The sequence below is a fragment of the Actinomadura rudentiformis genome (genome assembly GCF_008923185.1).
Lineage (GTDB): Bacteria > Actinomycetota > Actinomycetes > Streptosporangiales > Streptosporangiaceae > Spirillospora > Spirillospora rudentiformis.
Genome location: NZ_WBMT01000015.1, coordinates 188,181 through 210,455 on the forward strand (window position 1 = coordinate 188,181; position 22,275 = coordinate 210,455).

The 22,275-nt window shown below is 68.5% G+C and carries 16 protein-coding genes and 2 pseudogenes; 10 read left to right on the top strand and 8 right to left on the bottom strand.

Features of this window, described 5'->3' with window-relative positions:
* Positions 1–227: 227 nt before the first annotated feature.
* A complete protein-coding gene (locus F8566_RS29845; RefSeq protein ID WP_225993645.1) occupies positions 228–1,412 on the top strand; it encodes an ATP-binding protein in 1,185 nt (394 codons plus the stop codon).
* A gap of 208 nt (positions 1,413–1,620) precedes the next feature.
* Here the strand turns inward: F8566_RS29845 and F8566_RS29850 are convergent, their stop codons facing one another.
* Together F8566_RS29850 and F8566_RS29855 are read right to left on the bottom strand one after the other, a co-directional pair.
* The gene (locus tag F8566_RS29850; RefSeq protein ID WP_192809923.1) at positions 1,621–2,526 is read right to left on the bottom strand and encodes a MauE/DoxX family redox-associated membrane protein; all 906 of its coding nucleotides are present in this window, start codon (positions 2,524–2,526) and stop codon (positions 1,621–1,623) included.
* 3 nt (positions 2,527–2,529) lie between these two features.
* Positions 2,530–2,862: a hypothetical protein gene (locus F8566_RS29855; protein WP_225993646.1), complete on the bottom strand. Its 333-nt coding sequence runs from the start codon at positions 2,860–2,862 to the stop codon at positions 2,530–2,532.
* 2,324 nt (positions 2,863–5,186) lie between these two features.
* On the opposite strand from F8566_RS29855, the gene F8566_RS29860 reads away from it, so the two are divergent.
* The 3 genes and pseudogenes from F8566_RS29860 to F8566_RS53065 all read left to right on the top strand — a co-directional run.
* Complete coding sequence (locus tag F8566_RS29860; RefSeq protein WP_151565174.1) at positions 5,187–5,708, top strand: SigE family RNA polymerase sigma factor; 522 nt, start codon at positions 5,187–5,189, stop codon at positions 5,706–5,708.
* Between the two features lie 107 nt (positions 5,709–5,815).
* Complete coding sequence (locus F8566_RS29865; protein WP_151565175.1) at positions 5,816–7,438, top strand: long-chain fatty acid--CoA ligase; 1,623 nt, start codon at positions 5,816–5,818, stop codon at positions 7,436–7,438.
* Positions 7,439–7,808: 370 nt separating this feature from the next.
* A pseudogene (locus F8566_RS53065) lies at positions 7,809–8,306 on the top strand (RNA polymerase sigma factor); the annotation flags it as partial.
* Positions 8,307–8,441: 135 nt separating this feature from the next.
* Here F8566_RS53065 and F8566_RS53070 read toward each other — a convergent pair.
* Together F8566_RS53070 and F8566_RS29880 are read right to left on the bottom strand one after the other, a co-directional pair.
* Positions 8,442–8,816 (bottom strand): pentapeptide repeat-containing protein, encoded by a 375-nt coding sequence (locus F8566_RS53070; RefSeq protein ID WP_151565311.1) that lies wholly within the window; start codon positions 8,814–8,816, stop codon positions 8,442–8,444.
* A gap of 1,503 nt (positions 8,817–10,319) precedes the next feature.
* Positions 10,320–11,099, bottom strand: a complete 780-nt coding sequence (locus F8566_RS29880; RefSeq protein ID WP_151565312.1) for a MerR family transcriptional regulator — start codon at positions 11,097–11,099, stop codon at positions 10,320–10,322.
* Between the two features lie 91 nt (positions 11,100–11,190).
* On the opposite strand from F8566_RS29880, the gene F8566_RS29885 reads away from it, so the two are divergent.
* Positions 11,191–12,228, top strand: a complete 1,038-nt coding sequence (locus F8566_RS29885) for an adenylate/guanylate cyclase domain-containing protein (protein ID WP_151565176.1) — start codon at positions 11,191–11,193, stop codon at positions 12,226–12,228.
* A gap of 214 nt (positions 12,229–12,442) precedes the next feature.
* Here F8566_RS29885 and F8566_RS29890 read toward each other — a convergent pair whose 3' ends face one another.
* From F8566_RS29890 to F8566_RS29900, 3 genes are all read right to left on the bottom strand, one after another.
* Positions 12,443–13,870, bottom strand: coding sequence for an Ig-like domain-containing protein (locus tag F8566_RS29890; RefSeq protein ID WP_151565177.1), 1,428 nt, complete (start codon positions 13,868–13,870; stop codon positions 12,443–12,445).
* 120 nt (positions 13,871–13,990) lie between these two features.
* A complete protein-coding gene (locus F8566_RS29895) occupies positions 13,991–14,590 on the bottom strand; it encodes an NAD(P)H-dependent oxidoreductase (RefSeq protein WP_151565178.1) in 600 nt (199 codons plus the stop codon).
* A gap of 42 nt (positions 14,591–14,632) precedes the next feature.
* Complete coding sequence (locus F8566_RS29900; RefSeq protein WP_151565179.1) at positions 14,633–15,655, bottom strand: TDT family transporter; 1,023 nt, start codon at positions 15,653–15,655, stop codon at positions 14,633–14,635.
* Positions 15,656–16,075: 420 nt separating this feature from the next.
* On the opposite strand from F8566_RS29900, the gene F8566_RS29905 reads away from it, so the two are divergent.
* From F8566_RS29905 to F8566_RS29920, 4 genes and pseudogenes are all read left to right on the top strand, one after another.
* A complete protein-coding gene (locus F8566_RS29905; RefSeq protein ID WP_192809924.1) occupies positions 16,076–16,984 on the top strand; it encodes a LysR family transcriptional regulator in 909 nt (302 codons plus the stop codon).
* Between the two features lie 1,151 nt (positions 16,985–18,135).
* Positions 18,136–19,104, top strand: coding sequence for a sensor histidine kinase (locus tag F8566_RS29910; RefSeq protein WP_151565180.1), 969 nt, complete (start codon positions 18,136–18,138; stop codon positions 19,102–19,104).
* Positions 19,105–19,151: 47 nt separating this feature from the next.
* The gene (locus F8566_RS29915; RefSeq protein WP_151565181.1) at positions 19,152–19,547 is read left to right on the top strand and encodes a PaaI family thioesterase; all 396 of its coding nucleotides are present in this window, start codon (positions 19,152–19,154) and stop codon (positions 19,545–19,547) included.
* 130 nt (positions 19,548–19,677) lie between these two features.
* Positions 19,678–20,579 (top strand): annotated as a pseudogene (locus F8566_RS29920) (IS5 family transposase).
* 14 nt (positions 20,580–20,593) lie between these two features.
* On the opposite strand, the gene F8566_RS29925 reads toward F8566_RS29920, so the two are convergent.
* The gene (locus tag F8566_RS29925) at positions 20,594–21,223 is read right to left on the bottom strand and encodes a class I SAM-dependent methyltransferase (RefSeq protein ID WP_151565182.1); all 630 of its coding nucleotides are present in this window, start codon (positions 21,221–21,223) and stop codon (positions 20,594–20,596) included.
* A 717-nt stretch (positions 21,224–21,940) separates the two neighbouring features.
* Here F8566_RS29925 and F8566_RS29930 point away from each other — a divergent pair.
* A complete protein-coding gene (locus F8566_RS29930; protein ID WP_225993649.1) occupies positions 21,941–22,129 on the top strand; it encodes a YegP family protein in 189 nt (62 codons plus the stop codon).
* The last annotated feature ends 146 nt before the right edge of the window (positions 22,130–22,275 follow it).

Consider the following 22,275-nt stretch of genomic DNA (forward strand, 5'->3'; position numbering starts at 1 on the left):
GGCCAAGCCAAGCTTGTCCGCCGAGGGCGGCCGACGGGGCTGAGGAGGGCGGCATGGTGGCGGCGGTTTCCACGGGCCGTCCAGTGGCCGGGGGCGGCCACGACGACCTCGAGAAGCGTGGGGCGCGATGCGGGGCGGCGCGGCCGGTCGCGACACGCCGTACGAGTTTCTACGCAAATCTACGGCCACAGCTATATCGCCTCATAGAGTCCGAGACCGTGGACCCCGTGCGCAATCCCTACGCCCCAGGCGCCGGGCAGCGTCCTCCCGAGCTGGCCGGCCGCGACCGTGAACTCCAGCAGTTCGAGGTGGTGCTCGAACGGGTGGCCCGTGGCCGCCCGGAGCGCAGCATGATCATTACGGGTCTGCGCGGGGTGGGCAAGACCGTGCTGCTCAACGCGTTCCGCTCGATGGCGATCCAGCGGCTGTGGGGCACCGGCAAGATCGAGGCGCGTCCGGACCAGTCGATCCGGCGCCCGGTCGCCTCCGCGCTGCACATGGCCATCCGTGAGCTGGCCCCCCGCCATCGCGCCCCGGACCGGATCGAGGAGTTCCTCGGCGTCCTCAAGGCGTTCGCCCAGGCGGGCGAGGAGCCGGCCGGCAAGAGCAAGGCGCGGGTGCACCGCTGGCAACCCGGCATCGACGTGCCCGCCGCGCGCGGCCGGGCCGACTCCGGCGATCTGGAGATCGACCTCACCGAGCTGTTCGTCGACGCCGCTTCCGTCGCCACCGATGTCGGCGTCGGCATCTCGTTGTTCGTGGACGAGATGCAGGACATCCCCGCCGACGACGTCTCCGCCCTCTGCGCCGCCTGCCACGAGCTGTCGCAGAACGGCGGGCCGCTGATCGTCGTGGGGGCGGGCCTGCCGCACCTGCCGGCCGTGCTGTCGGCGAGCAAGTCCTATTCCGAACGGCTCTTCCGCTACGCCCGCATCGACCGGCTCGATCGGGAGTCCGCCGACTTCGCGCTGCTGGCCCCGGCGCAGCGCGAGGACGTCACGTTCACCGAGGAGGCTCTGGACGCGCTCTACGGCGCGGCCGACGGCTATCCCTATTTCGTGCAGGCCTACGCCAAGGTCGTGTGGGATGTCGCCCCCGACACCCCGATCACCGCAGACGACATCAGGGTCGCGGCGCCCGAAGCGGAGAGCGAGCTGGCGGTGGGGTTCTTCGGCAGTCGCTACGACCGTGCGACCCCGGCCGAACGCGACTACATGCGGGCGATGGCGACCCTCGGCGACGATCCGGTGCCCACGTCCGCGGTCGCCGACGAGCTGGGCCGCAAGCCCTCCAGCTTGTCGCCCGCCCGGGACGGCCTCATCAAGAAGGGCCTCATCTACAGCGCCGAGCGTGGTCTCGTCGCCTTCACCGTTCCGCACTTCGGCAAGTTCCTCAGGGCCCAGCCCGCCTAGTCCAACCCGTCCTCGACCGAGCGCTACACGGATATACCGCTCTCTAGCTTCAAAGCTAGAGGCCTCTATAGAGCTGCATCGAAGCGGCTCGTCACAGAAGTCTACGGATCTCTAGTTCCATCTCTAGAGACTCGTAGATTCGGGTAGCGGTGTTGTCTGCCGTTCTCTAGTGCTCTATGGGACTGACGCTAGAGAATGCAATAGAGATTCAGAGAGGGCTCATCTCGCCCGCCACGGGCGTGACGCCGGCGGCCGACATCGCGGGCGCGCCACCCGCGTCCGGCGTCCCACCCGCGGCCTCAGGAGGGGAGATCGCGGCTCGCACGGTCCTGTCACGGACGGCCGTGGAGACCGCGAACACGATCTCCACCTCTTGTTCGTCCACTCGCGCGGGAAAGACCAGGAACCGCCAGCAGCCCTCCCGCCAGACGTCCAGCGGCGCCGCGCTGGACACCGACTCCTCGTACCGCAGCCACTCGGCGCTGTCGTAGAGCGTCGCGTACGTCTCCGCAAGCGGACTGCGCCGCCGCTCGCACGGTTCCAGGGGCTTGTGCCGGAGCCCGAGCAACCCGTGCCGTTCCAGCAGGACTGACAACTCCGGCGAGAGCGCGGCGAACAGCGCCAGCTCAACGGCCAGAACCAGGATGACCTGGGCCGGACCATCGCGCAGCACGTCGATGCCGGTACGCGGTGCGCCGAGCGAGGCGACCGCGGCAGCGGTGAACAACACCGCGCGGATCACACTGCGACGCCCCACGCGCTTGGTGCTCAACCCCCCGAAGCACCCGCATCCCGCGTCCGGCCGGTGAACGCGCAACTCCCCGACCACCCACGCGGCGGCGGCGAACGTCACCGTCGTGGCAAGCCGCACGGAGAAATGCGAGGTGATCAGCAGGCTCAGCCCGAGGATGCCCTCGGTGAGTCCGAGCCCCACGTTCACGGGCCTGCTCTGGCGCAGCGCCGTCGCCCGCCCGAGGCCCGCGGGCACCGGCACGCCGTGCACATGCTCGGGCGCCGCGCCCACCGGTTCGCGGATCATCAGCTTGGCCAGGCACGCCGCCAGGAGCACGGAGGCGAGAAGCAGGACCTGGGTGTTCTGGACGACGGTGACCATCGTTCAGCCCCTCATGTTCGGGATCATGGGGCGCATGACCGCGTTGAAGCACCCGGCGTCCAGGTCACCGCCCAGGCTCACGAACGCGGCCGGCGTCAGCTCGACCACCCGCCCGCGCGGCGACGTGCCGCACTCCACGCACCGGTCGCAGTAGAGGGCCGCCGTGCATCCGCACTCGATGATCGGGACGGCCGCCGTACGCCCCGTGCACTCGTTGCGGATCGACAAGCCACTGCCCAGCGACAGGTAGGGGAGGGCGACGCACCCGGAAGGGGCATCAAGGCACCCGCCCGCGTTCCCCTCAGAGTCGACCGCCGGATAAGCCGCACCACTCAAGGCGTACGCGTCACCGACCGTGCCGACTATGGGGGCCCCAGACCGCCCCAGTTGTTCGTACGCGTCGCCAAGCGACCCACGCCACCCAGGCACCCCCTCCGCATCCCCGCCACGATGCGCCCCCGTGCCTTCTCTTCCCGTCCCCCCGACAACCCCGCCACCCTCTCCGGACAACCCACCCCCGCCACCGCTGCCACTGGAAGACTGGTCCCCGCCTCCACCCAGCCCATACGTGCCCAAGTAACCCCCGTTGCCCAGCCCATATGTGCCTGCGCGCCCCGCACCAGAGCTGTCGCCGGGACCGTAAATATCCACGTTCGCGCCGTCGCCCCGCCCGTACGGCCCTGCGTCCGGGAAGCACGCCCTATCGCCAGGTCCAGACGCACCCAAGTCCGGGGTGCCCGCGAAACCGCTCCGCCCGCCCGCACCTGTGTTGATGCCATACGCGCGGTCGCCGAGCCCGTCCGCGTCCCCGCCCAGGATGTCCGCGCCGTCGCTTGGTCCATTCATGGCTGTGTTCGTGGCGTGCGCGTGGTCGCCGTGCCTGTTCGTGTCGGTGTCTGCGGGGCCCGCGATGTCGCTCTGCCCGCACGCCCCTGCATCCGTGGCACATGTGTGGTGGCCGGGCTCGTTCGTGTCGGTGCCTGGGCCGTATGCGCTGGCGCTGGGCCCGTACGTACCTTCGCTTGGCGGATGGGCGGCTTTGCCAGGGCCGTGCGCGTCAAGGGCCTGGCCGTATGCGCTGTTGCTAGGGCTGGACGTATCTGTATTCGAGGCGTTTGCGACGTTGCTCTGCCCGCAGACTCCTGCGTCGGTGGCATGCGCGCGGTGGCCGTGCCCGTTTGTGTCGGTGCCTGGGCCGTATGTGTTGGTGCTGGGCCCGTACGTACCTTCGCTTGGCGGATTTGCGGCATTACTAGGGCCGTGCGCGTCAGGGGCTAGGCCGTACGTGCTGTCGCTGGGGCTGGACGTATCTGCGTTCGGAGCGTTTGCGACGTTGCTCGGGCCGCACTCCCCTGCGTTTGCGGCATGCGTGATGTTGCCGGACCGGGATGTGTTTGTGTTCCGGCTAGGTGCGCTGATGCTGGGCTCGTACGTGCCTACGTTTGCGGCATGGGGGGCTCTGCCAGGGCCTTGCGTACCTACGGACGGGCCGTTGCTCGGCTCGGTTGTGCCTGTGTGTTGGGCTTGGGCGCTGGCGTTGTTGCTTGGGTCGGCTGTCGTGGCCTTCGTCGCGTGGGTCTGGTGCCTTTTCTCAGACCCTGCTACTTGCGGGGGGACGGTGCATGCGGCGGATGGGGGGCTCGTGGTGAGCTTCTTGGGCCATCTCGCTCGGGTGGAACGATCTGCTGCGCGGGGGCGGGCATTGGGTGTCGCCGACGGGGGCTGGCCGGCGCGCTGCTGATCGATGGCGCCGCCGAACCATGTGGCGGTTCCCTGGATGGGGTCGGCTATGGGGGTGCCCGGCTCTGGGGAGGCAAGATCGTCGGCGCGGTAGCCGGGCTGGGAGGTGCCCGGGCGGACGGCGTGCGGGCCGCCGGCTGAGCGGACGCAGATGACGTCGATGAGGTAGCCGGGTTCGAGCCGGGGGTGCCGGACGAGGATCCGTCCGAGGGTGTGCGGGGGGATCACCACATGGGCACGTCCGCGGTGCGGGCCCATGTCCACCTCCACGGTGTCCCCCCCGCACGCCAAGATGACGCCGGTCACCCGGCCGATGTCCACCCAGACGCGGTCGGCGCGCAGGCCGTCGGCGGCCGGTCGTACGATCACGTCGCGGCCCGGTCGCAGCGCGGCGGGGCCTGCGCGGCCCCCGTGCCAGACGCCGGTGGCCTCGGTCATCGGCAGCCGCACCTCGCCGTCGGCCGTGCGCAGCACCAGGAGGTGCGGGCTGGCGTCGAGGATCGTCCCGGTCACGGGACTGAGCGGGGCATGGATCGCGTCAGCGGGAGCGGTGCGCCAGGTCGACGGCACACCGAGTACGGCCTCCTGCTGACTGCGACGCCTGGCTCCATGGCGGGCGAACGGCATGGCGGAACTCCGGCATCGAATCTTCACTCACGGCCACAGCTGTTAGGACAGTGAGTCAAGAGTCACGCGCGGTGACGCGGCTGTCGACGGATTTATCCGATAAGTCATGCGGCGGGTTGAGATTTACGTACCAGGGTGATGAAATCGTCTCCTGGTTGACCCGAATATGCCTTTTACGTTGGCCCGGAATTACGATCTTCGTGCCATCGTCAAGAGCGTCAGGATCTTGCCTAGCAGAGATCACAATACCGGCGGCTCGATGCAATCCCCATAACCCCTGGCTCGGTGGTGATTTGAACACGACGCGGCATGAGGAGTTCCGCGAGTACGTGGCGGCTCGCGGTCCGGCGCTGCTGCGCCACGCGATGCAGCTGACCAGCGATCGCGCCGAGGCCGAGGATCTCCTGCAAGCGGCACTCGCCAAGACATATCTCGCCTGGGACCGCATCAATGATCGCGCCGCTGTGGACGGCTACGTGCGACGCGCCATGGCCAATACGCAGATCTCATGGTGGCGGCGCCGCAAACTGGAGATCTATCCCACTGACGAGCTGCCCGACCAGCCCATTGACGATCACACTCGGCGGAGCGAACTGCACGACGCGCTGAGCCGTGCGCTCGACCGGCTTCCGGCCCGCCAACGGCTCGCCGTCATGCTTCGCTATTACGAGGACATGCCCGAGTCGGAGATCGCCGAAGTGCTCGGAGTGAGCGTCGGCACAGTCAAGAGCACTGTTTCGAGGGCCATGGCCAAGCTCCGCGACGACACCGGCCTCGGTCGCGACTTCCCGGGGATCCCGCCACAGCGCCCCTGACCCCGGCCGCGGCGGGCCTGCGAAAGGCGGGGCTCAGGTGCTGACAATTCGGGGCGATTGCGGCAAGAATCCGATTCTGGAATCTGCGAAGCTGCTGGAGGCGCGCCGTGTGGAGCACGATGCAGGACTTCCCGCTGACCATCACCTCGATCATGCGCTACGGCACCGATGTGTTCGGCGCGAGCGAGGTCGTGACCTGGACCGGTGACGGCACCCGGCGCCGCACGTACGCCGAGGTCGGTGAACGTGCCGCCCGGCTGGCGGGGGCCCTGAGATCCCTCGGCGTCGACGGCGATCAGCGCGTCGCCACGTTCATGTGGAACAACACCGAGCACCTTGAGGCCTACCTGGCCATCCCCTCCATGGGCGCCGTGCTCCACACGCTCAACCTGAGGCTCTTCCCCGATCAACTCGTCTACATCGCCAACCACGCCGAGGACGAGATCGTCATCCTCGACGGCTCCCTGATCCCGCTCATCGCACCGGTGCTGCCGCAGCTGAAGACCATCAAGCATGTGATCGTCGTAGGCTCCGGGGACACCGCGCCGCTCGTTGAGGCGGGCAAGGAGCTCCACTCGTACGAGGACCTGCTCGCCGCCGCGCCCACCACGTTCGACTGGCCGGAGATCGACGAACGCCAGGCCGCCGCCATGTGCTACACCAGCGGCACCACGGGCAACCCGAAGGGCGTCGTCTACTCCCACCGTTCGGCCTACCTGCACTCCATGGCCGTATGCACCCCCAACGCGATCGGACTGAGCGCCGCCGACCGGGTGCTGCCGGTCGTTCCGATGTTCCACGCGAACGCCTGGGGGCTCCCCTACGCCGCGGTGATGGCCGGTGCCGATCTCGTCATGCCGGACCGGTTCCTGCAAGCCGCGCCCCTTGCCCGTCTCATCGAGACCGAACGGCCGACGGTCGCCGGCGCGGTGCCGACGATCTGGGCCGACGTCCTGCGCCACGTACACGAGCACGGCTCGGACCTCAGCTCGCTCCGGCTGGTGCCCTGCGGCGGCTCCGCGGTGCCGGAGTCGCTGATGCGCGGCTTCGACGAGATCGGCGTCCAGATCGTGCAGGCGTGGGGCATGACCGAGACCTCACCGGTGGCCACCGTCGCGCACGCGCCGGCCAGTGCCGAGGGCGAGGAGATGTGGCGGCGCCGGATCACGCAGGGCCGGTTGCTGGCCGGGCTGGAAATGCGCGTCGTCGGGGACGACGACACCGTGCTTCCGAACGACGGCGAGGCGGTCGGCGAGGTCGAGATCCGCGGGCCGTGGATCACCGGCGCCTACCACCTGGACGAGGACCCGGCCAAGTTCCATGACGGCTGGTTGCGCACCGGCGACGTCGGCACGATCTCGTCCGACGGCTACCTGGTGCTCACCGACCGCGCCAAGGACGTCATCAAGTCGGGCGGCGAGTGGATCTCGTCCGTGGAACTGGAGAACCACCTCATGGCCCACCCGGACATCATCGAGGCCGCGGTGGTCGGCGTCCCGGACGACCGCTGGCAGGAGCGGCCGCTCGCCTCGGTCGTCGTACGCGAGGGCGCGACGGTGACCGCCGACGAGCTGAAGGAGTTCATGTCGGACCGGATCGCCAAGTGGCAGCTACCCGAACGCTGGACGTTCATCGAGGCCGTGCCAAAAACTTCAGTAGGGAAGTTCGATAAGAAGGTGCTGCGGCGGAAGTACGCGGACGGCGAGCTCGACGTGACGAGAGTCGACTGAGCCTCTGGCCTTTGGTGCAAGGAAGCCGTGGCGACGGGATTCCGCAGTGCGGGGGGATACCGCGGTGCGGGTGCTCGGCGCGTGGACTCGGGCGCGAGGGAGTTTTCCGTTGCGCGGTTGACCCATTGCCGCTCCGGAGTTGACTGATCACGTTGGGCATCGACATCATCACATTTTGTCTCGACACGTCGTATTCCGTCATTAGCACACCGAACATCACAGGCCACACACTGCTCACCACTTAGTCACCCTTCGTCGCCATTTCCGAGGATCATGTGGTGCACATGGGGCGAATGGGTGTATGCAAGGTGGGCCGATTGTCCAGATGGCCCGTGACGGGCAGACTCGCCCGTCGGTGCCGGGAGCTCAAATGCCGAGGTGGTCCTCCTTCGACGTCGCTGCTGACCGCGCGTTGGTGCAGCGGCTCAACGAAGGTGACGAGTCGGCACTGGGCGCGCTCTACGACGCGTACGCAGAGCGTCTCTATGACTACTGCGTGACCATGACCGGCGAGCACAAGACCGCCGCCGACATCGTTCATGACACGTTCATCGACGCTTTTCGCCGCGCTCCACGATTGCGCGATCAACTGCGGCTGCGCCCCTGGTTGTACGCAGCGGCCCGGCGGCGTTGCCTTCAGCGCGGCCGCGTCCGGGGATTGACCTGGGAGAAGGACGGCGAATTCGCGGAGACGTCGCCTCTTGAACTGCGCGAGTTGCTGGAGACCGCACTGGCGCGCCTGAGCTTTTCCGACCAGGAGACGCTGCTGCTCGCCATGCGCCATGGCCTGCGTTCCATCGAACTCGGCGCGGCGCTGGGACTCTCCGCGCGGCGAGCGGCCGCTCGTCTGGCCCGCGCTCAAGTACGGCTCAAGACCGCGGTCGAAGCGGAGTTCCTCGTCCTCGAACGACGCTGCGCCGAGGGCAGGCAGCCGGGCCGAGCAGGCAGGGCCGCCGACGCCGAACGCGAGCCCACCAGCAACGCCGAGGCCATCGGATCCTCCTCAGATCGAGCGAGCGATGAGGACGAGGGCAGCGCCTCGCGCGGGGTAGCCGTGGTCCTGGCAGCGGCCGCCCGCCCCCAGACCCGCCGCCCGCTCGCCAACCCGTTGCGCCGAACCACCCGTCCGCACCCCGCGATCCAGGCGGACAACGCACCCTTGCGTGACGGCGCGCCAGACCGTGGCATGCCCGAACGCGGCACGTCCGAACGTGGCTTGCCGGAACGTGGCTTGCCGGAACGTGGCGTGCCTGAACGCGGCGTGCCTGAACGCGGCGTGCTCGAACGTAGTGCGCCTGAGCAGGCCGTGCCTGAACGCGGCACGTCCGAACGTGGCATGTCCGAACGTGGCGTGCCTGAACGTGGCGCGCCTGAGCATGCCGTGCCTGAACGTGGCGTGCCTGAACGTGGCGTATCCGAACGGGGTGCGCGCGAACGGGGCGTGTCCGAGGGCGACGTTCCTGCCGCACCCGCTGCGTCTGCGGCATTGGCGGCACCTGCAGCATCTATGGCATCGGAGGTACCTGCGGCATCCACGGAGCCCGGCGTGACGGAGAGGCAGGGCGAACACAAGGACGGTGAGGCCGCACGGCAGACGCCTGCCCAGTTGGAGTGGAATGGCTCACTGGCCGACCGACTGCTCTCCTCCACAGGGGCGTCGGCCGGACTTGACGAGGCGGCCTTGGAACGGCACGCCGCAGGTTGTTCCACCTGCGATGAGCGTCGCCAGCATGCCCCGGTCGCTTTGCTCGTGATGGCACCCGCCCCCGTGCTGCCGGTGGCGTTGCGACATCGTGTCATCCATACAGGCTCCGACCCGGAACTCGCCGGCTACCGGACTGACATCGTCGCACGTGGCGGAACGCTGACGCCGGACGGGTTGCCGAGCCAGCCCGACGTGCCGTCGCCGGTGACGCGCCGCTGGTTGTTCGCCGGGGGAGGGATGGCGGGGGCACTGGCCACTGCCTTGCTCGTCGCCCTCGTCATGGGACCGGGCACGTCGATCGTCGATTGGTCGCCCTTCGACATGAGGCCACTCCCTGGGGTCTCCGAGCACCGGCCACCCTCTGGCGGCGTGGGGCAGGGGCACCAGCCAGGCCAGGGACAAGGTCCCGCCAACGGCCATGGCGGGGGATCGAGCGACTCGCCGCAGCTCGGCGGCGAACGCAGGAGCGTGCCGTCACCCAGTCCGCAGACCCCCGAGAGCCCCAGGAGCCCCAAGCCGCCGTCGCCGCCCGTAGAGCCGAAGATACCTGGACTGCTGACGGCCGCACCGGGAAAGGTCGAGCTCTACGGGACCAAGACCGCCCGGGTCGTGCTGACCGCCCACCGCGGCCCGGTCACCTGGAGTTCGGCGACGTCGACCGGCCAGGTCACCGCGACCCCGTCCCAGGGCAGCATCTCCAAGGGAGATTCGGCCGAGGTGATCGTCACGCTGAGCACGGGTCTGGTCAACCTGCCTGGCCAGAGTACGCTCACGTTCACCGACACCGAAGGCCGCCGCCAGCAGGTCACCGTGGTCTGGGGTATCTCCCTCCTCTGACGGCACCCTTGCCCGCAGGCAGGCCAATCGGCGATCACTGGTGCTGAGTCGTTCACTAGGACCGACCTGCAGGCGACGGCGTCGGGTCGCTCCCCGAAGGCCTGAGCCTTCGACGGCGGCGGCCTCAGCCTCGGTAGCGGAAGCCTCAGCCGTCAGTAGCGGGCCTCAGCTTTTGGGCAGCGGGGCCTCAGCCTTCAGTGGCGGGGGCCTCAGCTTTCGGGCAGCGGGCCTCAACTTTCAGTGGCGGGGCCTAAGCCTTCGGCGGCCGAGACCTCAGCCTCCCGACGGCGGGTCTCAGCTTCCGGCGGCCGAGGGCCTCAGCCTTCGGCGGCGGGGGCCTCAGCCTTCGGCGGCCGAGGAGGACGTTTCGGCGTGCAGGTGGTCACGGATGAGTTCGAGCTGGGTGCCGAGGGCCGCCTGGACGCGGGTCTCCATGGCGCGGGCTATGAACGGGTCGACGACCATCTTGACCAGCGGACGCATACGGCGGACCACCGCGGCGATCTCGGAGATCTCCTCGGTGCTCGGGTTCGCCTCGTTGTGCAGGGGCGTGAAGACGTGCTCGTACACCAGGTTCACGAAGCGGCCGGCGATGACGTCGCAGTCGTCACGGATCTGGCCGGCGATGTCCAGGACCGAGTCAATGGGGATTCCGGCCGCGACGAGCTCGGCTCCGACATGGAGCAGCCGCGGGCTCGGCACCCTGTAGTGGTCGCCCTCCGGCTCGATCAGGCCGAGTTCGACGGTGCGCTGGAGCATGCGGGCGACCGCCTCGTCGTCCAGCCCGGGGGCGAACGTCGCGATCAGCTCCTCGACCCGGGCGGTGCCGGGGATCTCGTCCGACCACGGGTCGGTCAGGACCTTCTCCAGCCCGAGGACCTCGCTCACGTCCTTGCCGGTCTCCCAGGCGGAGATGAGATCCTTGATGATCGCGAACGTGTAGCCCCGGGCGAGCAGCTTGCCGATGAGCCGCAGGCGGGCCAGATGCGAATCGTCGTAGATGCCGACGCGACCCTCCAGCCGCGGCGGCGGCAACAGCCCGCGGTCCTGGTACGCACGAATGTTGCGCACCGTGCTGCCCGCCGTCTGCGCCAGTTCGTCGATTCGGTACTCGGCCATGCCCCGCCCGCCGGACTCGTCCACCTTGACCTGCAAGATCCTACGCGCCACGATTGTGACATCAGTCAATGACACATAAGAAGGCGGTTCGATGGCGGATCCAGAGCTCCCCGCCGACCTAGAGACGATCCTGCTCGGCGGGCCGCTCCGGTACACCCGCAAGGAGGTCGAGGAGCTTTCCGGGATCAGCGAGGACTACGCCCGCCGCATCTGGCGTGCCCTGGGCTTCCCCACTCCCCCGGACGACGAGATCGCCTTCACGGACGGTGACGTCGAGGCGCTGCGCGAGATCAAGGACCTGCTGGGCAACGACCTGGTGGACGAGGACCTGGTGCTGCAACTGGCCCGGGCGGTCGGCCAGACGATGGGGCGCCTGGCGAGCTGGCTCGGTGACGTCTGGCTGCAACGGCTGAGCGAGCAGTTGGTCACCCCGGAGGCCGTCGTCGACGCCCTCGCCGCCACGGAGGATCTGCGCGCCCCGTTCGAGCGCCTCATGCTGCACGGCTGGCGCCGCCAGCTCACCGCGGCGGGCCTGCGCGCAGCCGCGAACACCGCGACCGCGAGCGCCGATCCCGTTGCCGGAGTCGCCCACCTGGCTGTGGGCTTCGCCGACGTCGTCTCGTTCACGCGCATGAGCCGCAGCATGGACGGCGACTCTCTCGCCGCGTTCGTGGAACGTTTCGAGTCCGTCGCCACCGAGATCGTCGCCGAACTCGGCGGCCGCATGGTCAAGACTCTGGGTGACGAGGTCCTCTTCACCGCCACCGACCCTCTCGCCGCGGCCGAGATCGGCCTTCGGATCGCCGAACGCTGCGAGGAGGACCCCGACTTCCCGCGCGTACGGGTGGGCCTGGCGTACGGCGAGGTCCTGATGCGTCTCGGTGACGTCTTCGGTACGCCCGTCAACCTGGCCGCCCGTCTCACCGCCACGGCGTACCCAGGCTCGGTCCTCATCGACGGCGCCCTCGCGGCCGAACTCACCAGCTCCGACGCGTACGAGATCACTTCCCTACGCCCGCGCCCCCTCCAAGGCCTAGGCCGCGTCCGCCCACGCCTCCTGGTCAGAAAGCCGCCCCCCAGCGAACACCGCCGCAGCCACCCAAGCACACGCCGCGCCAACTCCACCTGAGCCGTGCCACCCAGGTACACGCCGCACCAACTCCGGCTGAGCCTTGCCACACACGCACACATCGCGCCAACCGCACCTGAGCGCCGCCCATACAACTCTCAAACCCGTAACCCAATGGCTCGCCGCCGGTGTGGAGGGCTGGTTGTACGCGGCGGGGCCGCCTGGTCTCTGGTGAAGAGAGCAGACGGCCCCTGGTGAACGGTGGCGCTGAGGGTCAGCCGACGCGGGTTGTGCCGCCGGTGCCGTTAGGGGCGGGCACGGGCGGGGTGAACGGCGTGAGGAACGACTGGACGCCCGCCTGGCGCTGGGAGCCGGGGAGGCCGTAGGTGTCCACGTACTTGTCGTTCGGGGAGCCGGTGGCCCAGAAGTTCGCCGCGCCGTGGAAGAGTGCGGCGTAGTAGCCGTCGCCGTAGGCGCGGACCTTCTTGCTGAAGCGCCCCTTGCGGTCGGTCTTGGCCCAGGCCAGGTGGTACCAGGTCTTCTTGCCCTTGTAGCGGAAGATGATCCGGACGTTCTGGCCGCCGTACGCGACGAACTTCCGGCTCGTCGGGGAGTAGCGGACGAGCGAGCCCTTGGCCGTCACGTACTTGAGCTTGCGGACCTTGCGGGGCGACACGGAGATCTTCGACATCTTGGTGGTCCAGCGCCAGGTCTTGATCGACTTGCTGGTGGCGGGCATCGCGTCCGTGGTTCCGGCGAAACGGAACCGCCAGTAGCTCGACCGGTTGACGGTGAACTGTGTGCTGACCCGGCCATAGGAGCCGGCGCGCAGCGTCTTGTGCGTCCACCAGTTGCGGCCGTTCCAGGAACGTTCGAGCAGGATCTGCTTGCCGTAGAACTCGCGGTAGACGGGGCTGGTGGCGGCGGCGCCGGAGGCCTTCACAAGCCCGTACGGGTCCATCGTGACCTTGACGTCGCGGAAGGAGGAACGTGGCCGGACGATGACGCCGTTCCTGAGGGCGGTGTAGGCCGTTTCGAACCACGGCTCGGCGATGGAGGCATTGGCGTTGACGGCGCTGCCGCAGGGAAGTTTGACCTGCTTCGCGTATTGGCCGTCCTTGCCGGTCGTGACACTGCCTGGCACCGGGAAGTCGTCGTTGCACTCGGCGTTGATGAAGCTGATGTTGACCTGCGCGCCGGCCAGAGGCTTCCAGGTGCCCGACGCCTCGGCCGACTCGTACTCGACCAGCCCGCTCAGCGTGAACGGAACGCCCGCGTCCTTCTGGGCACTGCCTGGGGCGGCGATGGTCATCCGGGTCTTGGACCGCACGGCCTTGATCGGCAGCGGGCCCGCCGTCCCGGTCTCCAGCTCGTCGGTCGCACCGGTCGTCGCCGTGATCTGGTCGTCGAAGCCGGGCGAGCTGTACGTGGCGGTGAACTTGCCCTCGGCGTCGGTCGTCGGGTCCTCGATGTTCGGCTGCCCGGTCGAGGAGAGATCGACCTTCACGCCCGCCACCGGCTTGTTCTCCGCACCCGCGGTCACCATGCCGGTGATCGTCGCATCACGGTGGTCGGCGTCGACGGTGGTCCGGTCGGCGGCCAGCGTGATGGTCACCTTCTCGGCGGCCAAGGCAGGGGGAGCGGCGATCGCGGCGGCCGCGAGGGTGAACGCGCCGGCGATGGCCAGGGTGGTACGTCTCAAGGGTCACCTCAGGAAGATGTCGCAACGCGAAGCGATCATTCGCGTGGGGGACGCGCGGGCCGCCGGTCAGGTTGACCGCTATAAGACGCGACATCCAGTTTGAGACTCTTCTGTGATCTTTCAGGTGCCGTGGAGGAGGGCGACGGCCTGGTCACGTGCCTCCTGGAGCCAGGCGGCCCGTTCCGCGCCGGTGGAGTCGGTGACGGTGCGGAACACCATGCGCCGCACATCCGTGACCCCCACGTACGGCAGCACGCAGGCCGCCCAGACCCGCTGCAGCGGATCACCGAACTCCTCACGTTCACGATCGGCGGGCGTGTCTGAGGTGTTGAGCACCAGAGCGCGGGCGGCCCGCAGCAGCCCGGCAGGCTCGCCGTCGGCGGTGCCGAGCTTGTACGCGACGCCCGGGACGAGCACGCGCTGCACCCAGCCGGTGAGGATCGCGGGCGGCATGCCCCACCAGTTGGGGTGGACGAAGACGAGCGCGTCCAGATCGGCGATCTCTGCGCGGTGGCGGGTCACGTGGTCGTCGGCGGAGGGCGTCGCCGCGTCGACCGTGCCGGTCTCGGCCGCGGTGAGCGCCGGGTCGAAGCCCTCGGCGTACAGGTCGTGCGAGATGACCTCGGCTCCACGCGTGCTGAGCTCGTCGATCACGGCGTCGGACAGGGCGTGGTTGAAGCTGCCCGGCCTCGGGTGGGCCAGATAGACGGCGATACGCATCTGCGAGCTCCGGAGTGAGATCGGGTGCCGAGCTTGATCACGCTAGCTGGTCTGGCCGGGCGGCGGGAGTAGCCGGCCAGCCAGCACGCCGCGGAGGGTCCGCGTCGCGGTGACCGCCCAGGCGGCCAGCAGAAGGAGATAGAGCCCGACTGCGATCGCCGCCATCGCGCCGAGGTCCAGTCGCCGGGCCAGCGCGGAGGCGCCAGTGACGCAGGTGCCGAGCGGGAAGGTGTACGCCCACCAGGTCATCGCGAACGGCATCCCGTCGCGCAGCGCCCGTACGGAGGCGGCCGCCGCGATGGCCAACCAGAGGAGTGCGAATCCGATCACCGGAGTCCCGTAGAGGACGGCGAACGCGGCCATGGCGTCCGCGTACTGCGGCGCGGCCGCCGGGGCGGCGTCGGCGAGCTGGTTGACGGCGGTGACGGACTGCCCAAGGGGCCCGAGCACCAGGAACAGCGTCGGCACAAGAGTGATCGTGAACGAGCGGTCACGCACCAGGCGGGACCAGATCCCCGGCAGGATGACCACCACCGCCAGAATGCTCGCGCCGAACATCGCGTAGCAGGCGTACACCATCAGCGCCCGCGGCTCGCCCTCCGGCAGGTGCGGGACCAGCGCCGGGCCGAGCGCCGCGGCCACCATCGGCGCCACCACCGGCAGCAGCCACGTGGGATCGGCGCTGCCGACCCTGTGCCGCGTGATCATCAGGTACGGAATGCCGAACGCGACGGCCAAGGAGTAGAGCGTCCCGGCCGTCCACAGCACCCCGTCGATCCACACGGCGGCCGTGGTCCCGATGACGTCAGGTCCGAGCACGAGCGTGCCGTACCCGACCGCGAGCAGCGCCATCGGCGGGCAGCCATAGAAGACCGCGGTGGCCGGATCATCGAAGAGCCGAACCCGGGCCTCGTCACGGTGCCACACGAGATGAACGCCACGGGCAGCGGCGACCGCCACGAGGAGGACGAACGACATCATCCAGCCGACGACCGCGAACACATGGAGTCCAGGCACACGAACGGGCAGCGCGTCAGCCGCGTTAGCGATGATCGCCGTCCCCATCACGCACGCGTACCAATTCGGCCCAAGCTGCCGGAACCTCCCCACCGAAAGGCGCCCCAACCCACCCCGCAGACCCGCCCGCGGTCCCCTTCCCGCCACCCCCACAGCTCCCACACCCGTAACTGCCACTCCCGTGTGCGCCGTACCTGCGGCTGCCACCCCCGCGGGCGAGAGGGCCGGGGTTGCGTCGACTGCGGGCGTGGACGCTGGATTCGGCGGGGCTGGAACGACGGGCAGTGGAGTGGCGGAGGCCCGAGCGGCGGAGGGAGGAGGTGTGGAGGCCTCGGGGGTGGTGGTTGTGGGGGTGGAGGGAACGGCCGTGGTCATATCTCGACGGTCGCTCCGCGCCGGAGCCATCAGTAGAGGTCATCGGCCTATGGGTACATAAGCTCAACTTATGTCTCCGACTACACTGGGGCCATGCCCCTGTCACATCGCGTACCGGAGCTGAGTGCTCTGGAACTGCTGCTGGCCGTCGTACGGCTCGGCAGCATGGGGCGTGCGGCGGACGAGCTGGGCATCACCCAGCCGGCGGCCAGCGGCCGGATCAAGTCGATGGAACGGCAGCTCGGCGTTGCCCTCCTGGAGCGTTCACCCCGCGGCTCCCGTCCCACCAAGGCGGGCTCTCTGGTGGCCGAGTGGGCCCAGCAGGTGATGGACGCCGCGCACGCTCTGGACGCCGGTGTCGAGGCCCTGCGCGAGCGCCGTGACAGCCGTCTTCGGATTGCCGCGAGCATGACGATCGCCGAGTACCTGATCCCGGGGTGGTTGCTGGCTTTGCGTCAGTCGCGTCCGGACACCGCCGTCACGCTCCGCGCTGCCAATTCCGCAGCCGTTACGGAGCAGGTCCTTGCCGGTGAGGTCGACCTGGGCTTCGTCGAGGGCGTGAACGCTCCCGAGCGTCTCGGAGGCGCTGTGATTACGACCGACCGCCTCCTCATCGTGGTCTCCCCTGCCCATGCGTGGGCTCGCCGCCGCAGCGGTGTCGCCGCCGCCGAACTCGCGGCCACTCCGCTGCTGCTGCGCGAGGAGGGCTCCGGTACGCGTGAGGTGATCGATCGTGCGCTCGCCTCGTTCGGCGGAACGGCTCCGCCCCTCCTGCAACTGGGCTCGACCACGGCGCTCAAGGCTGCAGCCGTTTCCGGCGCGGGCCCGGCGGCCGTCAGCGAGCTCGCCGTGGTGGAGGAACTGGCCGGCGGCCGCCTGATCGCCGTGCCGGTGCCGGAGCTGGACCTCAGCCGTCCGCTGCGTGCCGTCTGGCCGGTGGGGCAGCGGCCTGTCGGCCCCGCCCGGGACCTGCTCGCACTGACGCGCCGCCCGCGCCGCTGACGTCATCGTACGAACGGGGTCGTCTGCTCGCGCTTCGTCGGATATGCCATACGCACGACCGGTGTGTCTGCGCTGGCCGCTCGAACGGTGGACGTCCCCGTGTTCGCTTACGTCAGGCGCGACCACCGCCACAAGCCTCACCCAGCGCAGCGGCCGTGCGTCCTGATCACCGTTTCCAACGGGATCAACTGCCTGGTGCCCTTGAAGACATCCAGCCTGACCGCCTTGGAGACCGTCGAGCGTCGCGTCGCGTCGCGTCGTGGCGGCCCGGCCCGGCGGCCCTCGCATCGTCCGCACGCTCGGCGCACGCGACTGGCATGCGCACCGGTTGCGAGGGTGACCACTCGCCGGGCGGGCTCATCGCGGTGTCACCCACGCCACTGGAAGTCGTGTGGAACTTCGTCCCGGCTGGGGACGGCGAGTGAATTGCCTCAGCCATCGCGCTGATCCTGACCGCGAACGGATCCCCCGTTCATCCCAAGCAGTGTGGCCGGTGCTCCAAACGATCGTCGTTGGCCGTGGGTGCAGTTTGTGGGGATCCGACGGCTGTCGGACATCTCGTGATGAGAAGGCTGAAGGGAGTCGCCGTGCCAGAGGTGGACGATGGATTCGTCGCGTTGCCAAGGTCTGCCGCGTTGCCAACGCCCGCCCGCGCAGCCAGCATCTGCCCGCGCAACCAACGTCTGCCCGCGTTGGCAACGTAAGTCTGCCTACAGTGCGCAGGAGGCGGACGCGCCATGCGAGTCACGCGGCCCCCGCTTGTCCAACTCGGGTTTGTCTGCAGTTTCTGGTAGGTCTGCCCTCGACGGAGGGTGCACGCCCGCGATGCGAATGGAAGATCTGAGCCTGACGGGACCTGAGCTAAGTGGGCAAGCCCAGCTGTGCAGTGGGCGTGCCCGGCATTACGGGTAGGCACGTCCGGCGTTACAGGCAGGCGCGGCTGGGTCGTTCAACTAGGCATGCCCTCCATCGGCCACGGCGCTACATCCGCGCGGACGGACGGTGCATCCAGGCGGACGGACGGTGCATCCGCGCGGACGGACGGTGACTGGTGAATTCTTTTGTCGTGTGGCATCCGCCGTCATTACTCGACGGGCCGTCTGTGCCGTCTTACACTGCGAGACGGGTCGCCGATCGTGCGAGGATCTGCAATGGTCGCCACGCGAGCAGCCGGGGCAAACGGCTTCGGGGGCAATCGCCGATTCGTGCACCAGGCGTTCCTGTACGACTCAGACCGCACGTTCGCGGAACGGGCAGGTGCCTTCCTACGTGATGGTCTGGCTCGCGGCGAACCAGGCTTCGTCGCCGTCACCCCGCACAACATCTCACTGCTTCAACGCACTGTGCGGAGTTTGCAGCACAACATCGTGTACGTGAACGCGGCGGACTGGTACACCTCACCCGGCCGAACGCTCAGCGCTTACCTTCGCCGCCTGCGTGAGCACACCGGTCCCGGTTGGATCCGCGTCATCGGCGAACCGAGGTGGATCGGCCGTACGCCATCTCAGATCCTCGCCTGGCAACGCTACGAATCGGTCATCAACATGACGCTCGCGGGGAGTTCCGCCTGGATCCTGTGTCCGTACGACACCCGCGTCCTGCCGCGTGACGTGGTCGAGGGTGCCCGCCGTACACATCCCGAGATCGTCGACCGTCACTGCACCGCCCAAAGCGATGCCTACGTCGAGCCCATCGCGTTCTCAGCCGAGTGCGATCAGCGTCCCTTGGCGCCGCCTCGGCCGCCAGTCACCACCCACTACATCAGCCGTTCTGAGCTGAGGCGTACACGCCGGTTGGTGGTCCTGACCGCGCTCGACCTCGGGTTGAACGGAGAGCGGCTTGACGACTTCGCGACCTCCGTGCAGGAGATCGCGACGAACGTGGTCGAACACGGTGGCGGCGACGGAACGGCCAGGGTCTGGCTCGACGGCAACGACGTCGTCTGCGATGTGATCGACCGCGGGGCCGACTGGAACTACCACGCCATCGGCCACCACCCGCCCTCCCCGGACTCCACCAGCGGCCTGGGCGTGTGGATCGCCCGCCGTCTCTGCGACCAAGTAGAGATCCGGACCGGCCCGAACGGCTCCCTGGTGCGTCTCCGTATGGCACGGGCGTGACCGACCCCTTTTCAGATCATTGATCCGAAATCCGCTACGGTGCTCGCATGGTCTCTGAGGGCTTCGTTCCATGGCACCGGCCCAGCCCGCTGCTCACTGCCATCGGTGGCTTCTCCCGCCACCCCGACGATCCCCTCCGCGCGGGTTTCACGGTCGAGGGTCCCAAGATGAACGCCCGCGGTCTGCTCCACGGCGGCGTGATCGCCACCATCGGCGACGTGGTGATCGGGCACGCCCTGGCCGTTCAGACCGACCCTCCGGCTCGCCTCGTCACCATCAACCTCTCCTGCGACCTTCTGGGTACGGCTCGCGAGGGCGAATGGGTCGACATCACGGTCACTCCGACCCGCGTAGGCCGGAAGCTCGCGTCAGGCACTGCGACGTTCACGACTCGCCGTGTAATAGCCAACGTGACCGGTCTCTTCATGCCAGTCCCAGCCTGACTCTTGTCTCAGCGACCGCAGGCAAGTCGCCTGTGGCAGCGCCAGGGTCTCCTCCGAACTCCGCGCTAGGGCGTGTCCCGTGATCTTTGATGGCGGTTTGTTGTAGATGATCCGTGTGGATGAGGAGCGTCTGAAGCGTCATGACCTGACGAACGAGGAGTGGGCGCGGCTGGCGCCGCTGCTCCCTATGCAGAACGTGCACGGGGCTAGGTGGAGCGATCATCGGATGGTGATCAACGGGGTGTTCTTCCGGACCCGGGCGAGCTGCGCCTGGCGGGACCTGCCGCCGTGTTACGGCAGGTGGAAGACGGTCTACAACCGGCATCGCCGGTGGTCGCTGGACGGGACGTGGGAGCGGATCCTCGACGGGCTGCGCGCCGGGTGCGACGAAGCCGAGGGCGAGGACTGGACGGTCAGCGCCGACTCCACGATCGTGCGGGCGCACCAGCACGCGGCCGGGGCGCGGCACGCCCCGGCCGTCGACATCACCCAAAAGGGGCCGGTAAAGATCCCGAACGGATGACGAACGGCGGTCGCGAAGCGCTTGGCCGGTCCCGGGGTGGTCTGACCACGAAGATTCATCTGGTCGCCGATCGGCGGTGCCGTCCGATCGCCCGGCTCACCTCGCCCGGGCAGCACGCCGACTGCCCGAAGTTCATCGCGCTGATGGAGTCCATCCGCATCCCGCGCCGCGGCGTTGGCCGTCCTCGCAAGAAGCCGGCACGCGCCTTGGCCGACAAGGCGTATTCCTCCCGCGCCAACCGTCGCTACCTGCAGCGACGCGGTATCAAGGCCGTTATCCCGGTCAAGAAAGACCAGGCCGCCCATCGCGCCGGCCGCGGCTCCAAGGGCGGACGGCCGCCGGTCTTCGACCGTGACGCCTACAAAGAACGCAACACCGTCGAACGCTGCGTCAACAAGCTCCGCCAGCACCGCGCCGTCGCCACCCGCTACGACAAGAGAGAACGCATCTACCAGGGCACCATCGACGTCGCCTCGATCCGCATCTGGCTCCGCCACCCCGCCAAATGATCAAGGGGCAGTCCCTAGTGGAGGCGTGCCAGCAAGTGGGCGTCGAGGAAGCCCCGTTCGGAGGCCGGATCGTGGAGCAGCCTGGCGAACGTGACAAGCCCGACCCCGGCCAGCAACTCGGCGAGCCGGTCCACCGGCCAGCTATAGGCGGGCGTCACCTTGTGGTCGAAGCGGACCGGCTCCGGTCCGTCCGTCGCGAAGAACGAGACCAGGAGCAGGCCCCCTGGGGCCAGGACACGTACCTGCTCGGCGAGGAGCGCGGGCATTTCCCCAGGCGGGGTGTGGATCATCGAGTAGTGAGCCAGCACGCCGCCGAGAGCGCCGTCCTCGACCGGCAAGGCCTCCATCCGCGCCTCATCAAACCGCAGCGCCGGATGGGCCCTCCGGGCGTGTTCGACCATGCCCGGGGAGAGGTCGAGCCCGAAGGCTTCCAGCTCCAGATCGTGCAGCATGGCCGTCAGATGTCCTGGCCCGCACCCGACGTCGGCTACCCGCGGCTTCCCCATCCCGCGCACCAACTCGGCGAAGGTGCCGATCATGTTCCGCGAGAACGGCTGATCCTCCAACCGATCGGCGAACATCGACGCATACAGCTCGACGACCCCGTCATAGGCCGCTCTGGTCTCGCCCTGGTGCTCCGTCACGGGAAGGGAAGCTAACACCCGCGCACCTCCGCACCTTCTCCGGCCCCTATGCCGACCCCGCCCCTGGAGCCTGACCGTCCCAACACATGATCACGGGACAGGCCCTAGTCCGAATGCTCTGCTTCTACCGACACCACGTGCCTACTGCGAGCTTTGCTTCGCGGTTGCTTCATTCGCGTTTGCAGGGCAGGGAGCCGCAGTGCGCGCAGCAACGTGCGGTACAGGGCAATGCGTGATGGTCCGCAGTTCCTGTGGCGCGGATTCGAGTCGAGGCCGTCGCGGTGATTGGGCGACGCGTGGATGCCGGCGAGCGGCGGGTGGGTGTGCCGACCGAGCCGTCGCACTTCGATCGCCTGCCGATGCCGTGGGGTCTCTCGGTGTTGCATCGTCGCTGGAGCGGGTGCTGTTCGAGCTTGGAAGCAGGGCCGATTCCAGATGCTGCATCAAGATCAGCAGGAGTAGGCCGGCTGCCGGGGTGAGGAGTGCTGCGACGATCGGTCTCGCCTCCATCCAGGACGGTGGATGTCTGGCACGTTCGCTGACGGTGCAGAGCAGGTGCGTGCTGGCTTACCCCTGGGTACGAGGCGAAACATGCACCCGACGGCAAGAGAGTGCTGTTTGTGGTGATTGCTTCTTGCATAGGGCTTTTGTAGAGGGGCACTACTTGCGGAGTCGCAACGCGTACGGACAGACCGTTCGCGACGTTCGAAAGGAGCGATGATGGCCGGCAAGTTCACCCTGAAGAAGGGCAGCACAGGCAAGTACCACTTCAACCTCGTGGCCACCAACGGGCAGGTGATCGCGACCAGCGAGAGCTACGAGAGCAAGGCGGCGGCGTTGAAGGGCATCGAGTCCGTCCGCAAGAACGCCGCCGAGGCGCAACTGGTCGATGAGACCAGCAGCTGATCGCCACGCTGTCTACCTGGCGCGAAGCTTTACTCCGTCACCGCACCGCACGGATCGAAGTCCCCGTACGTGAATGCGAGCACCCACCGCCACGCGGGTGAACGATGAGTCCGCCTACGGACGACCGCATTGCGGCGGAGGGCGAC